This is a genomic window from Alkalimarinus alittae (genome assembly GCF_026016465.1).
GTDB classification, from domain to species: Bacteria; Pseudomonadota; Gammaproteobacteria; order Pseudomonadales; family Oleiphilaceae; genus Alkalimarinus; species Alkalimarinus alittae.
In genome coordinates, this window is the sequence record NZ_CP100390.1 from 3250590 (window position 1) to 3271577 (window position 20988).

Annotated in this window: 18 protein-coding genes and 1 pseudogene; 7 read left to right on the forward strand and 12 right to left on the reverse strand. The window is 44.3% G+C overall.

The genetic code is table 11. The annotated features are described in order from the left end of the window. Positions 1-10 precede the first annotated feature (10 nt). The 3 genes and pseudogenes from NKI27_RS14735 to NKI27_RS14745 form a co-directional block, all read right to left on the reverse strand. Positions 11-652, reverse strand: a complete 642-nt coding sequence (locus NKI27_RS14735) for a TetR/AcrR family transcriptional regulator (protein ID WP_265046792.1) — start codon at positions 650-652, stop codon at positions 11-13. 105 nt (positions 653-757) lie between these two features. Beyond that, complete coding sequence (gene ltaE / locus NKI27_RS14740; protein WP_265046793.1) at positions 758-1759, reverse strand: low-specificity L-threonine aldolase; 1002 nt, start codon at positions 1757-1759, stop codon at positions 758-760. A gap of 268 nt (positions 1760-2027) precedes the next feature. After that, positions 2028-2711: pseudogene (locus NKI27_RS14745) on the reverse strand (VC0807 family protein); the annotation flags it as partial. A gap of 264 nt (positions 2712-2975) precedes the next feature. On the opposite strand from NKI27_RS14745, the gene NKI27_RS14750 reads away from it, so the two are divergent. Continuing rightward, a complete protein-coding gene (locus tag NKI27_RS14750) occupies positions 2976-3239 on the forward strand; it encodes a hypothetical protein (RefSeq protein WP_265046795.1) in 264 nt (87 codons plus the stop codon). A 127-nt stretch (positions 3240-3366) separates the two neighbouring features. Here NKI27_RS14750 and NKI27_RS14755 read toward each other — a convergent pair whose 3' ends face one another. Continuing rightward, positions 3367-4176 (reverse strand): ion transporter, encoded by an 810-nt coding sequence (locus NKI27_RS14755; protein ID WP_265046796.1) that lies wholly within the window; start codon positions 4174-4176, stop codon positions 3367-3369. Between the two features lie 112 nt (positions 4177-4288). Here NKI27_RS14755 and NKI27_RS14760 point away from each other — a divergent pair, with 112 nt between their 5' ends. From NKI27_RS14760 to NKI27_RS14785, 6 genes are all read left to right on the forward strand, one after another. Then, entirely contained in the window at positions 4289-5038 is a 750-nt protein-coding gene (locus NKI27_RS14760; RefSeq protein ID WP_265046797.1) for an ETEC_3214 domain-containing protein, read from the forward strand. 165 nt (positions 5039-5203) lie between these two features. Then, positions 5204-5791, forward strand: coding sequence for a hypothetical protein (locus NKI27_RS14765; protein ID WP_265046798.1), 588 nt, complete (start codon positions 5204-5206; stop codon positions 5789-5791). Between the two features lie 87 nt (positions 5792-5878). Then, positions 5879-7240, forward strand: a complete 1362-nt coding sequence (locus NKI27_RS14770; RefSeq protein WP_265046799.1) for a transglycosylase SLT domain-containing protein — start codon at positions 5879-5881, stop codon at positions 7238-7240. A gap of 34 nt (positions 7241-7274) precedes the next feature. Then, complete coding sequence (locus tag NKI27_RS14775; RefSeq protein ID WP_265046800.1) at positions 7275-8690, forward strand: hypothetical protein; 1416 nt, start codon at positions 7275-7277, stop codon at positions 8688-8690. A 49-nt stretch (positions 8691-8739) separates the two neighbouring features. Then, a complete protein-coding gene (locus NKI27_RS14780; protein ID WP_265046801.1) occupies positions 8740-11190 on the forward strand; it encodes a CHAT domain-containing protein in 2451 nt (816 codons plus the stop codon). Then, the gene (locus NKI27_RS14785) at positions 11191-11733 is read left to right on the forward strand and encodes a hypothetical protein (protein WP_265046802.1); all 543 of its coding nucleotides are present in this window, start codon (positions 11191-11193) and stop codon (positions 11731-11733) included. Positions 11734-11814: 81 nt separating this feature from the next. Here the strand turns inward: NKI27_RS14785 and NKI27_RS14790 are convergent, their stop codons facing one another. From NKI27_RS14790 to NKI27_RS14825, 8 genes are all read right to left on the reverse strand, one after another. Continuing rightward, positions 11815-12120, reverse strand: coding sequence for a chaperone modulator CbpM (locus NKI27_RS14790; protein WP_265046803.1), 306 nt, complete (start codon positions 12118-12120; stop codon positions 11815-11817). Then, complete coding sequence (locus tag NKI27_RS14795) at positions 12117-13061, reverse strand: DnaJ C-terminal domain-containing protein (protein ID WP_265046804.1); 945 nt, start codon at positions 13059-13061, stop codon at positions 12117-12119. Before NKI27_RS14795 ends, NKI27_RS14790 begins: the two co-directional genes overlap by 4 nt. An 88-nt stretch (positions 13062-13149) precedes the next feature. After that, entirely contained in the window at positions 13150-13800 is a 651-nt protein-coding gene (locus NKI27_RS14800; RefSeq protein ID WP_265046805.1) for a DUF3047 domain-containing protein, read from the reverse strand. A 75-nt stretch (positions 13801-13875) separates the two neighbouring features. Next, the gene (locus NKI27_RS14805) at positions 13876-14457 is read right to left on the reverse strand and encodes a cupredoxin domain-containing protein (RefSeq protein WP_265046806.1); all 582 of its coding nucleotides are present in this window, start codon (positions 14455-14457) and stop codon (positions 13876-13878) included. Positions 14458-14459: 2 nt separating this feature from the next. After that, positions 14460-17576: an efflux RND transporter permease subunit gene (locus NKI27_RS14810; protein WP_265046807.1), complete on the reverse strand. Its 3117-nt coding sequence runs from the start codon at positions 17574-17576 to the stop codon at positions 14460-14462. 79 nt (positions 17577-17655) lie between these two features. Next, a complete protein-coding gene (locus NKI27_RS14815; protein WP_265046808.1) occupies positions 17656-18054 on the reverse strand; it encodes a copper-binding protein in 399 nt (132 codons plus the stop codon). A gap of 16 nt (positions 18055-18070) precedes the next feature. Next, entirely contained in the window at positions 18071-19579 is a 1509-nt protein-coding gene (locus NKI27_RS14820) for an efflux RND transporter periplasmic adaptor subunit (RefSeq protein WP_265046809.1), read from the reverse strand. After that, complete coding sequence (locus NKI27_RS14825; RefSeq protein ID WP_265046810.1) at positions 19576-20925, reverse strand: TolC family protein; 1350 nt, start codon at positions 20923-20925, stop codon at positions 19576-19578. Before NKI27_RS14825 ends, NKI27_RS14820 begins: the two co-directional genes overlap by 4 nt. Positions 20926-20988: the final 63 nt, after the last annotated feature.

A 20988-nucleotide genomic window follows, 5' to 3' on the forward strand; every position in this document is an offset into this window, starting at 1 on the left:
ACGATTAAACTTAACGCGCTCCAGCGCTTAATCCTGTTAGCCCGGCGATCATATATTCACTAATAAATGTCACAAACTCATCTTGATCAATCTTCGACTGACTACTAATATCTGTATTCCAAATCATCGACATAGCGCCATCAAAGGTAGCCTCAAGACCCATAATAAGCTGTTCATAGGGTCGTCTAGGAATAACACCTTGTTCAATGCCAATATCTAAAATGCGTCCTATAAACGCTTCAAACTGTTTTTCCATACATTCAAAACGCTCTTGATACGACCGACTAAGCCGTTCAATATAATCAGATCGCTTACAATAAAAACTAACACGAGCGTGAGCCTGGCAGGCGAGGTATAACGTAAAGGATTGGCGTATGACGGCCCTCATCAATTGCTCGACAGGTTGTTCATGATTAATCGCCCTAAACTCAGCCAGTAAGCGGTCATGAAAATCCAGCGCAATGCGGGCGTAAATTTCATCTTTCGTAGAAAAGTGTTTGTAAACCGTGCCTTTACCAATGTCTGCCTTTTTGGCAATTTGGTCGACGGTCACTTGCTCCCAACTAGGGTTGTCGAAGAGTGATAAAGCGGCAAGGAGTATTTCTTGTTCTCGCCGAGCAAACTCTCGTTCTTTTCGTGTTTGGGATTCCATGCACCCACCATTGATAACTGGCCATTTCTGACAGTATTTTACACAAAATACTGCCAGTCATAATATGACCAATAGTCACATAGGTGATTCAGTGGGTCAACAAAACTAGATTACCGCTTTCACTTCTGCTACAAACTTCTCAATATCAGCCACATTAATATCAAGGTGTGTTACTAAGCGTATCCGCTTACCCCCGGAGATTAGAATATCTCGACTGGCGAGATGATTTTGAAGGCGAGCGCCCAACACTGCACTATCTAGTTCGATATAAAGCATATTTGTATTGGGTTGCTCTACGATAACCCCCGGTATATCACGCAATAATGTTGCTAAATACGCCGAATTGTCGTGATCTTCTTTTAAACGCTCAATATTATGCGTTAATGCATAATCAATACCCGCAGCCAGAATACCCGCTTGTCGCATGCCACCACCGACCATTTTTCGCCACCGCCGGGCTTGGTTAATAAACGCCGCACTACCACCCAACAAAGACCCAATAGGCGCCCCCAACCCCTTTGAACAACAAATAGAAACGCTATCAAAGCGTGATGTAATCTCTTTCACATCAATGCCTTGAGCAACTGCCGCATTAAACACTCTTGCACCATCTAAATGAAACGCTAACCCCCGATCTCGCGCTAAGGTAGCGGCTCGGTCTAAATACGCATTCGAAATAACCTTTCCTGAATGAGTATTCTCCAAGGCTAATAGCCGTGTTCTCGCGAAATGTAAATCATCCGGCTTTATCGCGTTAGCCACCTTATCCAAATCCAACGTGCCATCATCAGCCACCGTTAATGGCTGGGGCTGAATGCTCCCTAGGCTAGCAGCACCACCGACTTCATATTTATAGGTGTGGTAGTCTTGCCCAACAATATATTCATCCCCTCTTCCACAGTGTGTTAGCAGCGCAATAAGGTTACTCTGGGTACCGCTCGGGACTAATACTGCAGACTCCATGCCCAGCATGCTGGCCACTCGCGCTTCAAGCGCATTAACCGTTGGGTCATCACCATAAACGTCATCTCCCACTTCGGCCTTATCCATACATGCTCTCATTCCTGAGCTTGGGCGCGTCACGGTATCGCTACGAAAATCAATCATTGTATAGTTCCGTTTAAATAGGTTTTAAGGAGTGCAAATAGCAGGGTATATGCATGTTGTTAAGAACGAACCATAGAAATATAGTTCAAAGGAGAGTGCAATAATCATACGCCTTAGTGAAACTAAGGCGTTCTATCAGAAGAGTATTCTAAAAATAATCTGAACACGTCGTAATAAATTAAAGTATAAGCTACTTTTCGACACCAATTTTTTCAATATCGACTTTTTCAAGACTTGGTTTCTCTGCTTCGTCCTTTTCAAAGCCCACAAGAAAGCTTTCAAAGTCTTCACCTGTTAGTTTTTTTACTTGACTGAATAGATACCAGATAGCCAGCATTAAAATAACGGTACTGGGTAATGCTATCACTGGATAGCTCAGTGCAGTCATCTTCCCTAACTCTTCGCTAAATGCGGGCGTGCCCGGTGGGCTTATCAAAATAACCTTGGCTAGCACATAATTTAACACCGAAGAGACAAAGAACGACCCCGCAACAATAAATGAAGCCATTTTTAAGCGTTTCTCAAATTCATCAATGTAATTATTTTCAGACAAGACAGAATAGAGATCATCAATACGGATAATTTCTCGATTCAATATGATCATTTTCACTATCGGGTATTTAGTTCGCTGGGTAAACAGCACGGCCAAACCAATCAAGCCAGGTATCGCAGCTTCTTTAATCGCAATATATTGAGGGTCTAACTCTAATAGACTAATACCACCGGTTAAAAAGACGCTCACGATACCCAAAATAGAGAATGCGTTAACTTTACCTGACTGTTTAAGATCCCAAAGACCATAGCCAATAGGAAACGCCAGAGCAACAACGATGCTCCATGCAGGCCCCAAGCTATCAACCCCAGAAAACTTACTAAGAATGACCACCGGAATAATGATGTTAAACGCAAGGTTGCCTAATAAGCCGCCTTTTTTCTGTGTATCTTTTGCCATATTGCTACTTTCTACAATCAAGTTTCTATGGGTTGGTTCGACATTGAAACACGAGTTTAGTTCACTTTCAATTACTCCCGCTTAGCTTTGCGACGCTTTACACTACCTATAATAGCCAGTGTGATGCCATAGATAAAAATAAATGAATTATATTTCGGTTTTGACTTGTTATCTCATACAAACTACCCACATCTAAGTATACGGGTAAACGTTAAAGCTTTAGTTTACCCATTTTATGTTAACAACCCACAAGGAACTACCACCATGAGTGAACGGAATAAAAATTTCGAAGATATCGTTGATGAGTTAAAGCAAGAGCGGGATGAGCTTCGAGTAAAGTTAAAGCTCGCTAAAATGGACGCAGGCGATGAGTGGGAAAAAGTTGAAAGTCAGCTAGAGAAGCTTGAAGCAAAAGCTAAAGAGATAGGTAGTGCAACGGCAGAGGCTTCAAAAGAGATTGGTGCGGCAGCAAAACTTCTAGCAGAAGAAGTTCGTGATGGATTTAAGAGCATCGCCAAACACTTCTAGCGGGTCAGCAGTAAAACTTAGCGGGAGCTACTTTGTGGTTACCCTCCTGTCTATAGTCGAGCCATAAAATCAAAACATTCGCGGCACTTTGCCGCGATCTCTATCTGTTAAAACATACCAACGTAAATCAAAGCTTAGCACCACAATCATCACAGTAATTTGCTTTAGCCTCATGCCCTGCTTTTTTACAGCCAGGGCACACTCTGCTCAACTTTTCTTTTCTGATCACTTGAGAAAGTTCAGCGGCAAAAATGCCTGTTGGAATTGCAATAATCGAATAACCGGTGACCATAATGACTGAAGCAATTACTTGCCCTAAACCTGTTTGCGGTGAAATATCACCGTAGCCTACCGTCGTAATGGTCACAATAGCCCAGTAAACGCTCTTGGGGATGCTCGTAAACCCATTCTCAGCCCCCTCGACAATATACATCGCAGCCCCGAATATTACGGCTAATGAAAATATCGAAAAGAAGAATACGGTGACTTTTTCCTGACTTCTATATAACGCATCAGTTAACAGTTTTGCCTGACTAATATATCGCGTTAGCTTTAATATTCGGAAGATCCGCAGTATCCGTAATATTCTAATAACCAATAGATATTGCACATCGGTGATGAACAACCCTAAATACGTCGGGATAATAGCGACTAAATCGACTAAACCATAAAAGCTAAAAATATAACGCATACGATTGGGTACACAGTAAATTCTCACCGCATACTCAATCGTAAACAGAATCGTAAAGGTCCATTCTAACCACTGAAATACAGTACGATACTCTTCGCGGATCGAAGGTATGCTGTCTAGCATGACTGCCGCTACGCTGATCACAATACAAATAATTAAAGCGATATCGAACCACTTACCACTATGAGTATCCGACTCAAATATGATTTCAAACAGTGTTTCTTTATGGCTTCGAGCACTCGGCATTAATATAACCTAACCATGGTTCATGGATTAAATTTGAAAAAACTATTTCAATATAACACTATAATCAGTATTACCCCCTTATTCCATTAACGCCATTATCAAGAGGCTTTTAATGTCTGAATCCCCTACTAAACCCGCAAAATACGATAAAACTAAAACTATTTTACTGGGGTTTCTAGCGCTTGTAATAGCGTTGGGCGAATATACTGAAGCGGTTTCACTGATTAACGAAGCTCGTGAAAACATTCTGATTCTATTTACCAACGATTTAGAATACGAAACCTTGGGTAAGATTCATGTGGGTAATACGGTAGCTTACGTTGAAGGGCTTGTCGGCAGTCCGCAAGTTTCCCGAGCCATTGATGAAGACACCGTGGCGAACTATTTTTATCATGAAAAATATTTTCTCACGCTGTTTTATCGTGAAGATCGCATTGCGGCTTATGTCGTGGTGCCGTTAATAGAAGGGTTTCAGCTGCCGGTGTTAGAAACCGATAGCGAAACCTTTGAGCTGTCTGAGTTTACCTATTCAGACTACCCCGCAAACCCCACTCACTATGTCATCGACCACTCCAAGACCTCGAGCTATTACATGGAGATCTTAGACTCCGGTCGCTCCGGCCTTTTCGTCAATACCTATATAGGAACCACTACCTACGGCACAGGCGATCACCCTAAAGCAATCGCAGACCTGTACGAAAAAGAAGTCCATGGTTCTGATGAAGAAATTACAACACTGCAAGCCTCCCTCAGATCAAACACCCGCCCCAACCTTTTTGGACAAGGCAGTATATCGCTAGAACTGATAGAAAAAAGCCTACTCACGGCAGCGGAGTTTAAAAGTTATTTTGGGACGTTGTAATGATTTGTTATATCAGCAATATTTCGACGTTTGCAGTGATCGATCTTTTAGATTGGTTTGCTTAGGTTATTAGAAATTAAAAGAAACTAAGCTAGAGTTATTAGTAAGTTAATCCCTTTAAAATATTACTAAACCTGTTTTACATTACTCTCAGGAGAGCAATAAATGAGTCTTAAAAAAATAGCATTAACCACCATTGCCGCTTCATTTATCACGGCATGCGCCTCAAACCAGCCCGCTGACACCGAGCAAATGGCCTCAAAATCGAAACTACCGGATTGGGTCACCATGCCCATTATTGAAGATGGCTTTGCCGACACTCAATGCGTGCAGACCACGGCAGACATGAACATTCTTAAAAATAAAGCGACGGCCCTAGCCCGAGCAGAGATTGCAAAGCAGATCAATATTCAAGTTAAGGCTATGGATAAAACCTACCAAAACCTTACCGATACCGCTGACGGTTCGTCTTCAGGTAGCACGTTTGAGTCAGTATCAAAACAGGTTACTAATCAAAAGCTTTCAGGAAGCCGCGCCACTAAACTCGATTACATTGACTTTCCGGATGGTTCTCAAAAACTTTGCGTAATGGTCACTATGTCTCCTGCTACAACAGCAGCGCTTTACAAAGAAATTGTTAAAGGTTCGACTCGCCAACTGTCACCACAGCATGAGTCTGTCTTGTTCCAGGAATTTAAAGCCTATAAAGCGCAGCAAGAGCTTGATTCAGAGCTGGACAAGGGTAACGGCTAATTCCGCTTAGTATTTTAATTAGGGAGGACCAACCTCCCTAATTAAAATTTGGTTCTATCTACGTTTATTCAATATCAGGAACTCATCATGAAAGGTGTTTCGTCTCGCATTTTTGCCCTATCCGCACTAATGGTGGTTTTATCCCCTGTGGCTCTGGCCAGCGATCCATTTGATGAGCTAGATAATGCCGTCGACCGTTTTGAACAATCCCCTGAACAAGAACAAAAAGAGTTTCAACAGTTTCAGGCGTCTCAAGACGCAGAATACAAAGCCTTTGAAAAGCAATTATTGGAGGAGTTTGAAGCATTCAAGCTTATCAATCAGGAAGAAACCGCTAAGTATCAAGCTAAAGTGGGCAAAGTCTGGGATAAGCCCGAAATTTCATCCCAGAAAGTATGGGTTGAATATGCCAATAACGACACCCAAAAGAAGCGTGTCGATTTTGAAAAGAAAACTATTTCTATTTCAACCGCAGTAGAAAAAAATGGTGATGAGAAAGCACCAGCGGCAGACGTATCTCTAAAAAAGACACTCAAAAAACTCATAAAAGAAAACAAAGCCCAAGCATTTAAAAAAGATGAGATAGCACAAGCCGTCGAGAAGCGTAGCAAAGAGAAAATCACCAACCTTAAAACGGCCAAAGTTAAAGCAGCCCCTATATTGCTGCCCTATTTAACGGGCAATGACCAAGTTAGCGACAAAGAGATCGATAAGATCGTTGACCATATGGTCGCCAATAAAAAGCAGACAGTTACAGTCAATTCAAAGGGTAAAAAAGTCGTTACTCTGGAAGTGCCGTTATCGATACCCGAAGCGCCTAAAGAAGAGTCTAAAAAAGAAGCACCTAAGCCAGGCAAAAACGAAAAGGCTGAACCTAAAAAGCCTAAAGTCATGGCTGATTTAAAACAGAATAAACTCCCTAAATCTGCCCGAGCACTAGAGCCACACGTTGCGCAATATGCCAAGAAAGCAAAGGTAGGCAATGCGTTAGTGTTTGCGATTATCGAAACCGAATCGGCATTTAACCCTATGGCAAAGTCAGGTGTGCCTGCCTATGGTTTAATGCAAATCGTGCCGGGCTCTGCCGGGCAAGACGCCACGCAACAACTCTTTGGCAAGCCTAAGATTTTATCACCATCATATCTCTACAATAGCGAACAGAATATCGAGATCGGCACGACATATCTCAATATTCTGTATTACCGCTATCTTAAAGGGGTTAAAGACCCTGTAAGTCGATTATATTGTTCTATTGCCGCCTACAACACTGGAGCGGGCAACGTTGCCAAAGCCTTTACTGGCAAGCGGAGACTAAAACCTGCATTAGAGCACATTAATGCAATGACACCTCAGCAAGTTTATGATCACCTGATTAAAAATTTGCCTTACGAAGAAACCCAGAAGTATCTGGCTAAGGTACATAAACGAATTACTAAATACTCCCTTTAGTTTTTTATTAGCGATTAGGATCAGAATACCCATTATGAAGCTCGCACAAACTCAACTATATGCCCTGTTATTACTACTGCTATCAATACCCTTGGCTAACGCCAAACTAATAACAGGTGAAGGCTATGGTGAGTCACTTCAACTCGCCAGAGAGGAAGCACTATCTTCTTTGGCCAGTAGTATTTTTGTACAAATTGAAAGTAGCTCAGAAGTTTACCAAAACGATAAAGGCGAGAGTTACTTTAACTCGACGACACACTCCAGCACCGACCTACCCATGATAGGGGTGGAGTTCGACTGCTATGCGGCCCTTAAGCAGCAGTATTGTTCCGCCAAAATGGATACGACTAAATCATTAGCTAACTATCAGCAGCAAATTAAATCGATACAACAGTCAATCAATACGCAATTAGAAAATATGGCAAAACTGCCCATTGAGCAACACTATGATCAACTCGCTGAACTCCTGTCTCAGTACGAGCAGTATGAAAAATACCTGACAGTCATTACCTTTATGTCAGGGCAAAACAACGTGGACTTTTCACCTGCGATTACGAAACAAGAACTTAGACGTAAGCTGATCTCGTTAGAGAAACGCGTTAATTCGCTTCAGTTAGCGGCTCGGTTACTATCAAAAGGCATCAACCAAAACCGTATCTATGTGCGCCCTGCTACATTAGAAAATTCTAGAGAAATCACACCGTTTGCCAATGCCTTATTGTCTCAGCTTCAGTCTCTGGTTCAAACCGTGTCAAACCCTGATCAAGCTAAATACTTTTTTTCTGGCTCGTATCAAATTCACGATCAGGGTATTCAAGTCACCTACTCACTCACCGACAAACAAGGAAACACCCTTAAAACCCGCCTTATCGAATTAACGCCTGCTAGCTACCAACATTACCGAACAGATCCTGTCGCACTTGATTTCGATGCACTGCTGCACAAAGGCTACGCCATTAGTAGTGATTTTAAGGTTCAACTCAGTACCAATAAAGGTAGTCGACAACTGTTATTCAACGGGGGCGATACCATTGAGCTTCTCATCAAAGTTAATCAACCCGGCTACTTCTACATCGTGGGTCACAGCAAAAACGAGCAACAAGAGCTTTCTTATCTGCTCGACATAAATGAAGTGCAAGGCAATCGACGCTTTGTCTATTACGTTAATGCAGACGATGCGAATAAGTGGATATCACTCGGTGAATTTGAAGCCAGCGAACCTTACGGAGTCGAAAGCATTCAGGTTATTGCCAGCAATGATGATGTTGTCGATGCCCTACCCAGTTATGTTTATGACCCATCAAATGGATACTACATCCTTGCACGCGATGTTAAGCAAGGCGTTATTAGAACTCGTGGCCAACGAGGTTTGAAGAAAGTTATGAAAAAGAATAGTAATAAAGAAGCAGAAACAGCAGAAGCTGTACTCATGTTTACCACCCAAAAATAGCACCGTTGAATCGTTGCGAACCACTTTGTTTAGGTAACTGGTAATCATTATGATCAAAAAAATATTCATCCCCCTGCTATGGTTCTGTCAAATACTGTTGATCGCACCACCAGCACACGCCGAACCTCCAAAAGGTCAGTTTTTCTTTTCTGAAAAAACGCCTCAAGAACTATTAAGAATGCTTGAAGACCCAACAGAGGTGGCCGCAGCCAAAGACTATGAAGCCGACTTTTTAACCGTGTGTGAGCTCTATCTCTCAACCAATCGGTTTCAGGCATTTTTCTCTTGCATCGATGAATTGAGCCAATCTCAGTTTCGTTATATGTATGGGAAATCTGGATACACTGAAGGGTTGCAAACGCTCTACAACGGTAGTCCTTGGGATTTTCAAGCCAATAAACACGACATGTCATTTTGGCGCTTTACAAAGCCAAGACACAAGCGCTTAAAAATGGAGGCATGGTATCGTTTGAATGACTTTTCACAAGCGTATAAGTATGGCTCTGAAGCCTTAGCGGAATATATCGAATACTCAGGTGGTCTAGAAAACCTGAAAATACATGCTGTTAACTTTTCACCTCGCTCCCCATGGAGTGGCGATGTTATCGTCACCGCAGGTATTACGGCGTTGTCTGCCATTCAATTAGGCAATGAGGCTGAGGCCAAGCGCATACTGGCTATCCTAGAACAATTACATACTAAGCTAGACCTTGAACAAGCGGTTTTAGAGCCCGACGAAATTAGAGAAGCGTATATGCGGATGGTTCAGGTACAGCTAGACCAAGCAGACGAGTTAGATTATGTCAGTGAGAGCAGAAAAACCGCTACCTATCTAACCGCAGGCAGCATGATTACTTTAGGCTTACTTTTTCAATCGGGTGATTTATTTGATATTGGGGCTGATGCCGCAATGGGCAGCGAAATTGAAGATGCAGGTAAGCTGCGTATTCAGTTACAAAATGCACGATTAGCCATACTAAAACAGGACAGTAAGCGTGCCGAAGAGGAGTTCACCAAAATTATCGATAACCCTGAACTCGCTAAAATGACCGAGCTCCACTGGCTGTCACTCTTTGAACGCGGTCGTTTTTATGCCTCTCAAGGGCAGCTTGAAACAGCCGAAAAAGACCTCTACCAGTCTATTGATGTCATTGAATCAACTCGCGGAAATATCTCTACCGAGTCTATGAAGATAGGGTTCACTGGGAGTAAAACCCAAGTCTACCAAACACTGGTTGATGTCTTAGTCAGGCAGAAAAAGGTAGAGCCGGCCTTTAACGTGGCTGAGCGTTCTAGGGCTAGAACCATGATAGACATGCTTGCAGATGAAGAGCTTCATAACCGTGGGACTGACATATCTTCTGTCTTAACAACTCAAACTGACATCACCTCCAACACCAACGAACCAGCATGGGTATCCAATAGCGGCAATGTGCAAAGGGGTTTAAAGCGAAAAGTAGCCACTGTTCGCAAAACCCAACCGCAAATGGCGTCTTTACTAGCCGTTGACCAAAATGAATTTAACGGTCTGCAGCAGCTTATCAACAAGAGTGAAACACTGGTTGAGTATTTTAAAACAGAAGACCAGTGGTACGCCTTCGTTGCCACTCGCGAAGATATCAAGGTCATTCCACTGGGTACCATTGATCTTGCCGAGTTAACTCAGCGCTTTAGAACCGATATTAGTCAAACCAATAGCGCCCAATATCAGCAAACCGCTCAACAACTATATGGGGCACTTTGGAAGCCTATAGAAGGACTCATCAAGAGTGATGAAGTAGTCTTGGTATTAGATGAGTCACTGCACTACATTCCGATGTCTGCACTGCATGACGGCCAACAGTTCTTACTCGAAAAGTATCATTCAATCAGGCAGCTACCCAGTCTGGCGGTGAGCCAATATATTGCCAAACCGACCTCTCGAAACGACTCTATTCTAATACTGGGCAACCCTACTCAGGATTTACCGGGCGCAGAGCAAGAGGCTCAGCAGGTGGCCAACCTTTATGGCACAAAAAAATTACTTCTTCAGTCGATGGCGACAAAATCCACCTTGCTTAATGAAGCCTCTAACTTCCGCTACCTTCATATTGCCTCACATGGGGTGTATGAAAATTCGGCACCGTTAGATTCATACCTGCTTCTCGCTGGTGATAATCAAGAGACTCAACGATTGACAGTAGCGGAGCTTTACCGAGCAAAGCTCAACAACGACCTAGTGGTGTTAAGCGGCTGTGAGACAGGGCTCAATGAAGTAGCCAATGGTAATGACCTGTTAGGCTTTACTCGCGGGTTTCTGTTCGCAGGTAGCCGTTCGATTGTGTCATCACTCTGGCTAGTTGATGACAGCGCAACAGAACAGCTAATGACGGAGTTTCACCAACGGCTTGCCACTAATAATAAAGGACAGGCTTTGAATGCCTCTCAGCGCAAAATATTAAACCAGTTTAATGCTCATCCTTATTATTGGGCGGCATTTCAACTAACAGGAGCCAACTAAATGAAACTCATTAACTATGGTTTGATTCTGTTCGCCCTATTTCTATCAGGCTGCGGCACCATGGATTACCATGAATATGGCTTTGAAGTGAACCTTAACCCCGCCAGCAAGCCAAAACAGGTGTGGGTAGCGCCTTTAAAGCCCTCTGAAGTAATAGACTGGTCAGTCTATTTGACTCAGATTCGTGTCAACTTAGCCGAAGAGCTAGAAAGAAAATCAGGCATGACCGTTTCCACCGCCAGCGCCCCGACGGTTAAGGATGATTACAGAATGTACTTAAGGTTTGATCAATACGAAAAGCTGCTAGACCACGCTTTTGGATCAGGGACGTTTACTTGTAACTATAACGCCAACCTGACCGTAAAAAATAACCAAGACATGAACATTTTTAGCCAACAAAGTCAGCAAGCAGAGCGCTATACTTGGATTCACAATAGCGAAGCACAATACACCAGTAAAGCAGACGATGCCTGTTTCCAAGCTAGAAATAGATTAATGGAAACGTTACTGGGTGATTTTTTGAAATCCGTAGAAGGTCATTAGTTAAGGCAGTGGCTAACAGTGATAGCCACTCACCATCAAGCACGCCAAAGCGGGCTAACGCCATATGAATAGGGTTCTCTACTAATCCTCAAGAAACCGTTTTAACTGGCATTGAAAATGTTCGTTTTCTCTAAGTAATGATTCTTTCTGCTGCATTAAATCAATCACCATGGCGACGGCGACCCAGTCTATTTCTAAGTCTTGATGGAGTCGAACGGCTTTCTTGATCCAGTGAACGGTGGTGGTATCAAATACCCAGTCGGCGGTATTTTCACCTTTGACGGGTTGAGCGATGCCATACTCAACTATTTCGATGACGATGTCGGGCTCGATACTCTCAAGCTGGCACAATTCATTGAGTCGCAGGCTAAATGATATTTCTGTCATTTTTTTGCACTCCATTCTGCTCTAGGGTCAAAGCTCGCCACCTCTGATAGCTGCCGCCATAACTCGTTGGATTTTTCATTCGACGTAGTGGGCATTACCACTTTTAGAATAGCATACAGGTCACCCGTCACCCTTTTGCCCTTTAACCCTTTACCTTTAATGCGGAGCTTCTTACCCGATGGGCTATTCGGTGTGATCGTGACATTGATACTGCCTTCTAGTGTAGGCACGGTCACTTTGACGCCTAGAGCGGCTTCCCATGGCGTAACGGGTAGCGTAATCACTAGGTCATGGCCTTGCACATCAAACAGTGGATGCGGGACTAGGCGTATATGTAAATAAAGATCACCTGCTGCACCGTTACCTGTACCTGGCTTACCTTGACCTTTTACTCGAATTCGCTCACCGTCAGAGACCCCCTTGGGTATGGTTACTTTGAGTCGTTTTTTAATATTTTCGACTTGCCTGCCATCAAATACAGGGAGTTGATACTCGACTGTTTTGACGTTATCGGCTAGCGTTTCCTCTAAGAAAACAGGCATTTCAATTTCCACATCCTGCCCTCTAGTATGCTGACCGGCATCCCTAAAACCACTCTGACGCCCCCCTCCAAACGCAGCGTTAAAGAAGTCAGAGAAATCGCCTTCAAAATGATGACTCTCATGCCCCCTGCCACCTGACTGCTGCCAACCTGGCGGTGGCTGAAACCCACCTCTCGATTGTCCACCGTATTTGCGCAGCTCATCAAACTCCGCACGTCGTGCAGTGTCTTTTAATACCTCATATGCCTCAGCGACTTCTTTAAACTTATCTTCTGCCCCCTCATCTGGATTCATATCTGGGTGATACTTTCGCGCGAGCTTTCGATAAGCCGTTTTTATATCCTTGGCTTCGGCATCGGGCTTCACCCCAAGAATTTTGTAATAGTCTTTAAATTCCATGCATTTTTCCTAAATAAATCAGTCATCAACGCGCGTTTAAAGTTTGATTCCGCGTCATTCAGTATAGTGTATTTACACCAAACAAACGCTACTCTTTAGAGAAATAGATATCGCCATAATATGCCGTTGCTTCACCCCCTGTATTATCGGTATCCGTCATTATGGCAATAGCATGAATTTCGACAATTTCTTCTCCTAACCAGTCTTTAAAATCGTTATAAATATTACGTTTTTCACTATACCACTGGTGGGTATTATCTTGACTGGAACGTATGGAGATCATCCTGTTATTGTCTGGGGCAAAGGCATTAGGCCAAGTCTTCCCCTTTTCAGCGCGACTTGACCATACATAGTTAAGTGCTTTTGTTCTCCAGAAGAGGAGCCCTCCAGATCGAATCACATATATCCGAGCAACGTAATCATCACCCGCTTTCTGTTGCTCATCATGTTCTGGTAGTTTACGGTCAATTCGCCACCGCCAATTTAAGTAGGGATAGTCTTTTAGGTTTATTGTCGTTTCTTTGAATAAACCTGATGCGGCGTTTTCACTATGAGCGATTAAGACTTGATGATTATCTAAGACTTCAATGCGGTAGGTTGTCTCGCCTTCAAATTGCTTTGGCTCCCAACCAGCAAGTGAGCCTGACGAGAAGAGCCCTACCGGAATAGTTTCGTCACTCAACGAAACTGAGGGCATAAATGCACAAATGAAGATAACAAGCAGTAACCACCGTTTCATGTTTGATACCTCCATAGATGTCTAGTATAGACCTCAGACTACCACAGTCGGTTCAATATCGACCGCTTCTGAGTGTTACTCCTGAATCGACACCGCACTATGCATTCCCGCTTGATAGTGACCCGGAATATTACAAGCAGCTTCGATCTCCCAGGCATTTTCAAATGTCCAAATCAGCGGTAACGTTTCACCCGGTTTAACGGTAATCGCATTCCCCCCTGGGCCATGGTGCATATTAGGGTTAGCCATCATCATCTCACCATGCTCCATATGCTCATCTTTAGTGCCAATCGAAAACTCATGTGGGATAGCGCCATTATTGGTGACAACAAACTTAATCGTTTCGCCATCTTTGATGTCAAAAGGCTCATGGGTAAACTGCATGGAGTCATCTGCCGTGACATTGATGGTTCGAGTTACATCACTCTCTACTCCCGGCTTGCCAGCTAATGATTCCATAGAATGCTCATGGCCTACCATACCACTATGATTCATCATTTGTTGATGATGCGAGCCTTCTCCATTGTGATGTGAGGACTTAGGCGGACTATCGTGGCCATGCCCAGCCTCCCCTGCGCCGGCCAATGCCGCGCCCGAAACGATTATAAATGCACCGGATGTCAGCAGTGCAATACTGTTTTTTAACGTTCTGTTCATCTTTATTTCCCTGGGGATTTCCATAATGTGTAAATAGCCGGTATGACTAATAAGGTAAGCAGCACGGTGCTGATCATGCCACCGATCATTGGGCCGGCTATACGTTGCATAACCTCTGACCCGGTGCCGCTGCCCATCATGATCGGCACTAGGCCAATCACTATTGCAAAAACGGTCATCATAATGGGGCGAACTCTTAACCCTGCGCCTTCCAATACCGCTTGGCGCACATCCGCTTTGGTCAATGGCCGCCCTTCTTTAGCCACGTCATGCCTGATGCGTTCATACGATTGATTGAGGTAGACCAGCATCAACACACCAATTTCGACGGCGACACCCGCCAGAGCAATAAAACCCACTGCGACCGCAATCGACATGTTGTAACCCAGTAGATACATCAACCATAAACCGCCGATAACGGCAAAAGGCAGTGTGCCCATAATAATCAGTACCTCAACCACATTTCTGAAGTTGATATATAGCAGCAACATGATGATCGCCAAGGTCAGCGGCACGACAACCGACAATCGTTCTTGTGCTCTAACCATGTATTCATATTGACCCGACCAAGCAATGGAATAACCGGCCGGTACATCAACTCGTTCAGTCACCACTTTTTGTGCTTCTTCAACATACGAGCCCAGATCACGGCCATCAATATCGACCAGTGTCCAGCCGTTAAGACGTGCGTTTTCACTTTTTATCGCTGGAGGACCGTTTGCCACATAAATATTGGCAACATCAGCCAAGGCGATACGCTCTTTTGTGGCAGTGACGATCGGTAGCAGCTTTAACTGCTCTTCAGAATCTCGATAAGATTGGGGGTACCGGATATTAACGGGGTAACGCTCTAGCCCCTCAACCGTTTCAGTCACATTCATTCCGCCGATAGCCGTGCGAACCACATTTTGAATATCAGCCACATTAAGACCAAACCGTGCAGCTCGCTCTCGGTCTATATCTACATTAACGTAGCGCCCGCCAGCAACCCGCTCAGAGTAAACCGATGCGGTCCCTTGAACCTCGGGCAATATGGATTCTAATTGCTTACCTATTTTCTCAATTTCAGCTAAATCGGGCCCCGAAACTTTAATTCCAACAGGGGTTTTAATACCGGTCGACAACATGTCGATACGGGTTTTAATGGGCATGACCCAAGCGTTGGTTAACCCGGGGAACTTAACTAAGCTATCTAGTTCTTGTTTCAGCGTTTCTATGGTCACGCCAGCACGCCATTGATCTTTCGGTTTAAACTGAATAACCGTTTCGATCATGGTTAATGGAGCGGGGTCTGTTGCCGTATCGGCTCGTCCAACTTTACCAAAAACCGTCTCGACTTCAGGTACTGTTTTAATTAGCTTGTCGGTTTGCTGAAGAATCTCTCTCGCCTTGCCCACCGACACACCGGCATACGTGGTCGGCATATACATCAGGTCACCCTCATCGAGAGGAGGCATAAATTCGCTACCAATCTTGGTCGCCGGCCACAAGCCCACCACCAATACAACCAACGACAGCAATAGAACCGATTTGGGAAATTTAAGTGTGGTGCGAATGACTGGGCGATACAGAGCAACCATTAAACGGTTGAGCGGATTTTTATGCTCAGGCGTGACGTTACCTCGAATAAAGTAGCCCATCAGAACCGGCACCAAGGTAATCGACAGCATGGCAGCGGCTGCCATGGCAAAGGTTTTAGTATAAGCCAACGGCGCAAACAACTTGCCTTCTTGGGCTTCTAGCGTAAACACCGGCAAGAAACTCAGCGTAATAATAATCAAAGAGAAAAACAGAGGTGGCCCCACTTCGCAGGAGGCCTGACTAATCACTCGCCAACGATTTTCATCAGTGAGTTTGGTTTTCTCCATGTGTTTGTGCACGTTTTCAATCATCACTATTGCGCCATCGACCATGGCACCGATGGCAATGGCAATGCCCCCCAGTGACATGATGTTGGCATTCATGCCTTGCTGATACATCACAATAAATGCCGCCAAGATCCCCATTGGCAGGCTGATAATAATCACTAAAGATGAACGAATATGGAAAAGAAATAAGGTACAGATAAGGGTAACGACGATGAACTCTTCAAGCAGTTTTTCATACAGATGTTCAACCGCTCGGCTAATTAAACTAGAACGGTCATAGGTGGGGATAATTTCAACGCCCTTAGGTAAGCCCACCTTTAATGTTTCTAATTTTGCTTTAACGCCATCTATCGTGGTTTGTGCATTTTCGCCAAAGCGCATCACCACAATGCCACCCACTACCTCGCCTTCGCCATTAAGTTCAGCGATACCTCGGCGCATTTGTGGCCCTAGCGTAATATCTGCGACATCGCGTAATAACAGTGGGACACCATTTTTGTTAACCCCCAATGGTACCTTTTCAAGGTCATCAATACTTTGCAGATAGCCTGATACGCGTACCATATACTCGGCTTCTGCCATTTCAACGACCGAGGCGCCTGTTTCCTGATTAGCCTGCTGAATAGCGGTACGAATTTGTGCCAACGGGATGCTATAGGCTCTTAAACGATTAGGGTCTACATCCACCTGGTATTGTTTAACCATGCCGCCTATCGTTGCCACTTCTGACACACCCGGTACGGTTTGCAACTCAAACTTTAGAAACCAATCTTGGATACTGCGTAACTGCGCTAAGTCATTGCGCCCGGTTCGGTCTACTAATGCATAGGAGTAAATCCAACCTACGCCCGTGGCATCGGGCCCCAATTGAGGCTTTGCAGCCGCAGGTAAATCACCTGCTACCTGATTGAGGTATTCCAACACCCTAGAGCGGGCCCAGTAAAGGTCTGTGCCATCTTCAAATATCACATAGACATACGAGTCACCGAAGAATGAATACCCTCTGACGGTCAATGCTCCGGGAACCGATAACATCGCCGTTGTCAGTGGGTACGTCACCTGATCTTCAACCACCTGCGGCGCTTGCCCTGGGTAGCTGGTTTTAATAATGACCTGCACATCAGACAAGTCGGGTAATGCGTCGATGGGGGTATTTAGAACGGCAAACAGCCCCGCTCCCAACAGAACAGCCGTTGCCAATATGACAAAAAATCGCTTGGCGATTGACCCTCTAATTACTGCAGTAATCATTATTAACTCCGAAGATAATTGAAGCGGAATAACCCCTGATTCCGCTTCGCTGCATCAAGGCTACAAAACCAGATAACCATTACTTAACGTCAATCTGCTTTATGACGTAGCTATTATCTTTATTGACCTGCAACTTAAACGTCACTTCCTGGCCTGGTTTTAAATCATTTAAATTAACGCCTTCCGCGGTTTTGAAGTTCATTCGCATCTTTGGCCATTCCATCTCTGCAATCGGCTCATGAACAATATTGACCATATGCTTTTCGGCCATCACTTTATTGATGCGGCCTGTGCCCATGACTTCTCGCATGCCTTGGCTTTTCATATGATCCTGTTTCATCATATGACCCTGCTCTTTCATATTGCTGTGACCATGTTCTGAATCTGCCAAGGTCACGGCAGGTAATAACATGGCACTCACGGCCAATGTTGAAATGACATTTCTTAATGCGTTTCTCGTGCTTATAACGTTCATCATATTCTCCTGACGTTTTTTATTGCGTTTTAACGGGTTTAATCGTGGTGATCAGGTAATCCCAATCGCCTTGTTTTTTAAGTTCAAACTCAATCAACTGTCCTGCCTCAAAGGCGTTTACGTCGATATCATCGGCCACTTCAAAGTCCATTCTCATGGTCGGCCAGTCCAATGCTTTGATCGGGTCATGGGTAATCGTTAGCATGGCCATATCAGCCATCACATCTTCTATCTTTCCAGTCGCTTTGAATAGATTTGAAGCGCTTTCTGACTGCTCATGTTGGATAATTTCACGCGATTCCATTCGTGCAATTTCGGCATCGATATTGGATTCAGAATCAATCAAAAACTGAGCAGAAGTCACCACGATATCGCCTTCTGATAGCCCTTTCATAATTTGAACGCGGCCATTTGACTCGATGCCGACGTCAACTAATACTGACTTAAACATGCCATCCCCTAAAGCAGTGACAACGCGGTTGTGCGTCCCGCCTTTAATCAAAGCCTCTCTTGGAATGCTCAGTGCCTCATCCGATACAGGGACGAATAGCGTTAACTCAGTGTACATATTGGGTTTAAGTGCTATCTCTGGGTTACTGACGCGAATACGGACTCGCAAGGTTCTGGTTTTGCTATCTAACACAGGATAAAGATAATCAACTTCACCACTCCACTGCTTTCCAGGCAAAGCCTCTGTTTTCATTTCAACCCGTTGTCCAGCTTTAACCCAGCTTGACTGCCGTTCAAAAACCTCAGCAATTACCCAAACAGAGTCCAGCGAGCCAATCGACATCACTTCGGTTGCTGGCTTAATAAACATGCCTTCTCGAACGTTCAAATCTTTAACAAACCCATCTCGGTCTGCGATAACCTTAATGCGCTGATCAACCACCTTTCTTTGCTCAAGACGCTGCACCTGGTGATTTGATAACCCTAACGAAAGCAAACGTGATCGCGACGCTTTTTTGAGTGTTTTATTACCGCTGCGTATCACCGCTAAATATTCTTCTTGTGCATTGACCAGTGCAGGTGAATACAGTTCATAGAGCGTCTGCCCTTTTGTCACCGCATCGCCAGAACTATTGACGTTTAAAACCTCTATCCAACCATCAACACGACTGTGAATATGTGAAAGTTTGTCTTCATCAAAATCGATATAGCCGACAGTGTTGATCGACAAATCCATAGACCCTTTTGTGACTTCTTCTGTGCGCACACCAAGATTGTTAATGACCATCGGAGATATTTTGACGGTGCCTTCATCGCCACCTTGGGCATCGTCTTCATAAACCGGCACCAGATCCATTCCCATCGGTGATTGTCCTGGTTTGTCACGTCGGTAGTTTTTATCCATCGGCGCGACCCAGTACAGCGGTTTTTTTTCAACTGTATCAGGTGCAGAAGCACTGGCAGAATGGTCAGTGTCACCTAAGATTGGCAACTGACTACTGCTCAGTACAAACTTTTGGAGGGCTACGCCACCTCCTAACGCAATGATCATTGCGAATAAAATACCCGTACGTTTCATTGTTTGGTTTCTCCTGCGAAAGTCCCAACAGAACCTAGCGTTAGCTCAGGGGTTTCGGTTAAAAAATAAAACTGTAAATCTGAAATTAATTGCAGTCTTGTGAGCACTAAACGCTCGTAATCAAGTCGATCTCGCTGCTCACTAATATAGGCGCGCATCACTTCAGCAAAATCCGCTGCATCGGCCTGATAAGCATTGAGTGATGACTCTGCTTGAAGTCTCGCTTTACCCAGAATCTGCTCATTAAATAGCGCCATTTGTTCTTCCACTTGCCCTAAGCGACTAATGATCGTTTGGACTTCACCCACCATTTCAGTCAGTTTGTCTTGATAAGCATTTTGCTGGGCTTCTTTACGAAATACCGCCCCTTGTACCGATTTATCCTGACGACTATGGGTAAACAGCGGCATCGACACATTAACCATGGCACTCACAAAGTCTGAGCGATCAGAGCCATCATTATTTTGACCGTCTCGATAGCCATAGTTCAATTCTACGCCCCATGCCGGTTGATATTGTTGCTTTGATAGCTGAATGTCACTATCCGCCATATCCACCTGACGCTGAAGGCTCAATAACATGGGGTGAGTTTGAAGTTGCTCTAATAATCGTTGTCTGTTTTCAACACCATATTGTTGGGCATTGCTATACGCCAAAGGATTCGCTATTTCGGTAGGTAGATGTATGTTTGGAAAGTGCTCTGGCCACGTCTCGACGGTTGCTGCATGGCCAATCCATCGAGATAATTGCACACGCTGTATCTCGCTCTGGCGATCTGCTTTGATGATTTTTTCTCTCAATCGACTCAATTCTAGCTCGGCTCTTAGCACGTCTTTTTGCTGCACGCTGCCAACACTATACAGAGAGTTCGTCACCTCTAGTAATTGAGTAAAAAGCGCTTCATCCTCTTCAATGATGTTCTTGGCACGCTCCCAATACAGCACTTCAAGCCATAGATTTCTGGCCTTTCGTGTCACGGTTAAATAGCGTGTTTTTGCCACACGTTCTAAAGAAGATGCCTGAGCATTAAGCTTGAGTTCTTTTAGCGATAGCGTGTCACCTTGCGGGAACATCTGCCTGATGCCCACCTTAAACTGAGTCATGGGTTCCTGATCAAACTTAAAAGTATCAGTCGGCAAGTTTTGAGCGCCCACCACCAAAACAGGGTCTGGCAGCTGGCTTTGAGAGAGTGCTTCAACTTTTGAAGAGTGAGATTGATTAAGTGTTTGGGTAATACCCAGATCACTCGCTATCGCTCTCTTTTGTGCCTCATCGATGGTGAGGATCGCGTGACTTAAGGGGGCGAACCCTATGCCTATCACCAGCATGGCCATACTTATATTCATAAGTATTATCTCGATTTATCAGTGTTATACGATGCCCAAGAAAGGCAGTTTTGAACATTAGAT

Bases quoted from the DNA above. Each gene is read 5' to 3' on its own strand.
- NKI27_RS14735 (WP_265046792.1), bottom strand. From the start codon at position 652: ATGGAATCCCAAACACGAAAAGAACGAGAGTTTGCTCGGCGAGAACAA.
- ltaE (WP_265046793.1), bottom strand. From the start codon at position 1,759: ATGATTGATTTTCGTAGCGATACCGTGACGCGCCCAAGCTCAGGAATG.
- NKI27_RS14750 (WP_265046795.1), top strand. From the start codon at position 2,976: ATGAGTGAACGGAATAAAAATTTCGAAGATATCGTTGATGAGTTAAAG.
- NKI27_RS14755 (WP_265046796.1), bottom strand. From the start codon at position 4,176: ATGCCGAGTGCTCGAAGCCATAAAGAAACACTGTTTGAAATCATATTT.
- NKI27_RS14760 (WP_265046797.1), top strand. From the start codon at position 4,289: ATGTCTGAATCCCCTACTAAACCCGCAAAATACGATAAAACTAAAACT.
- NKI27_RS14765 (WP_265046798.1), top strand. From the start codon at position 5,204: ATGAGTCTTAAAAAAATAGCATTAACCACCATTGCCGCTTCATTTATC.
- NKI27_RS14770 (WP_265046799.1), top strand. From the start codon at position 5,879: ATGAAAGGTGTTTCGTCTCGCATTTTTGCCCTATCCGCACTAATGGTG.
- NKI27_RS14775 (WP_265046800.1), top strand. From the start codon at position 7,275: ATGAAGCTCGCACAAACTCAACTATATGCCCTGTTATTACTACTGCTA.
- NKI27_RS14780 (WP_265046801.1), top strand. From the start codon at position 8,740: ATGATCAAAAAAATATTCATCCCCCTGCTATGGTTCTGTCAAATACTG.
- NKI27_RS14785 (WP_265046802.1), top strand. From the start codon at position 11,191: ATGAAACTCATTAACTATGGTTTGATTCTGTTCGCCCTATTTCTATCA.
- NKI27_RS14790 (WP_265046803.1), bottom strand. From the start codon at position 12,120: ATGACAGAAATATCATTTAGCCTGCGACTCAATGAATTGTGCCAGCTT.
- NKI27_RS14795 (WP_265046804.1), bottom strand. From the start codon at position 13,061: ATGGAATTTAAAGACTATTACAAAATTCTTGGGGTGAAGCCCGATGCC.
- NKI27_RS14800 (WP_265046805.1), bottom strand. From the start codon at position 13,800: ATGAAACGGTGGTTACTGCTTGTTATCTTCATTTGTGCATTTATGCCC.
- NKI27_RS14805 (WP_265046806.1), bottom strand. From the start codon at position 14,457: ATGAACAGAACGTTAAAAAACAGTATTGCACTGCTGACATCCGGTGCA.
- NKI27_RS14810 (WP_265046807.1), bottom strand. From the start codon at position 17,576: ATGATTACTGCAGTAATTAGAGGGTCAATCGCCAAGCGATTTTTTGTC.
- NKI27_RS14815 (WP_265046808.1), bottom strand. From the start codon at position 18,054: ATGATGAACGTTATAAGCACGAGAAACGCATTAAGAAATGTCATTTCA.
- NKI27_RS14820 (WP_265046809.1), bottom strand. From the start codon at position 19,579: ATGAAACGTACGGGTATTTTATTCGCAATGATCATTGCGTTAGGAGGT.
- NKI27_RS14825 (WP_265046810.1), bottom strand. From the start codon at position 20,925: ATGAATATAAGTATGGCCATGCTGGTGATAGGCATAGGGTTCGCCCCC.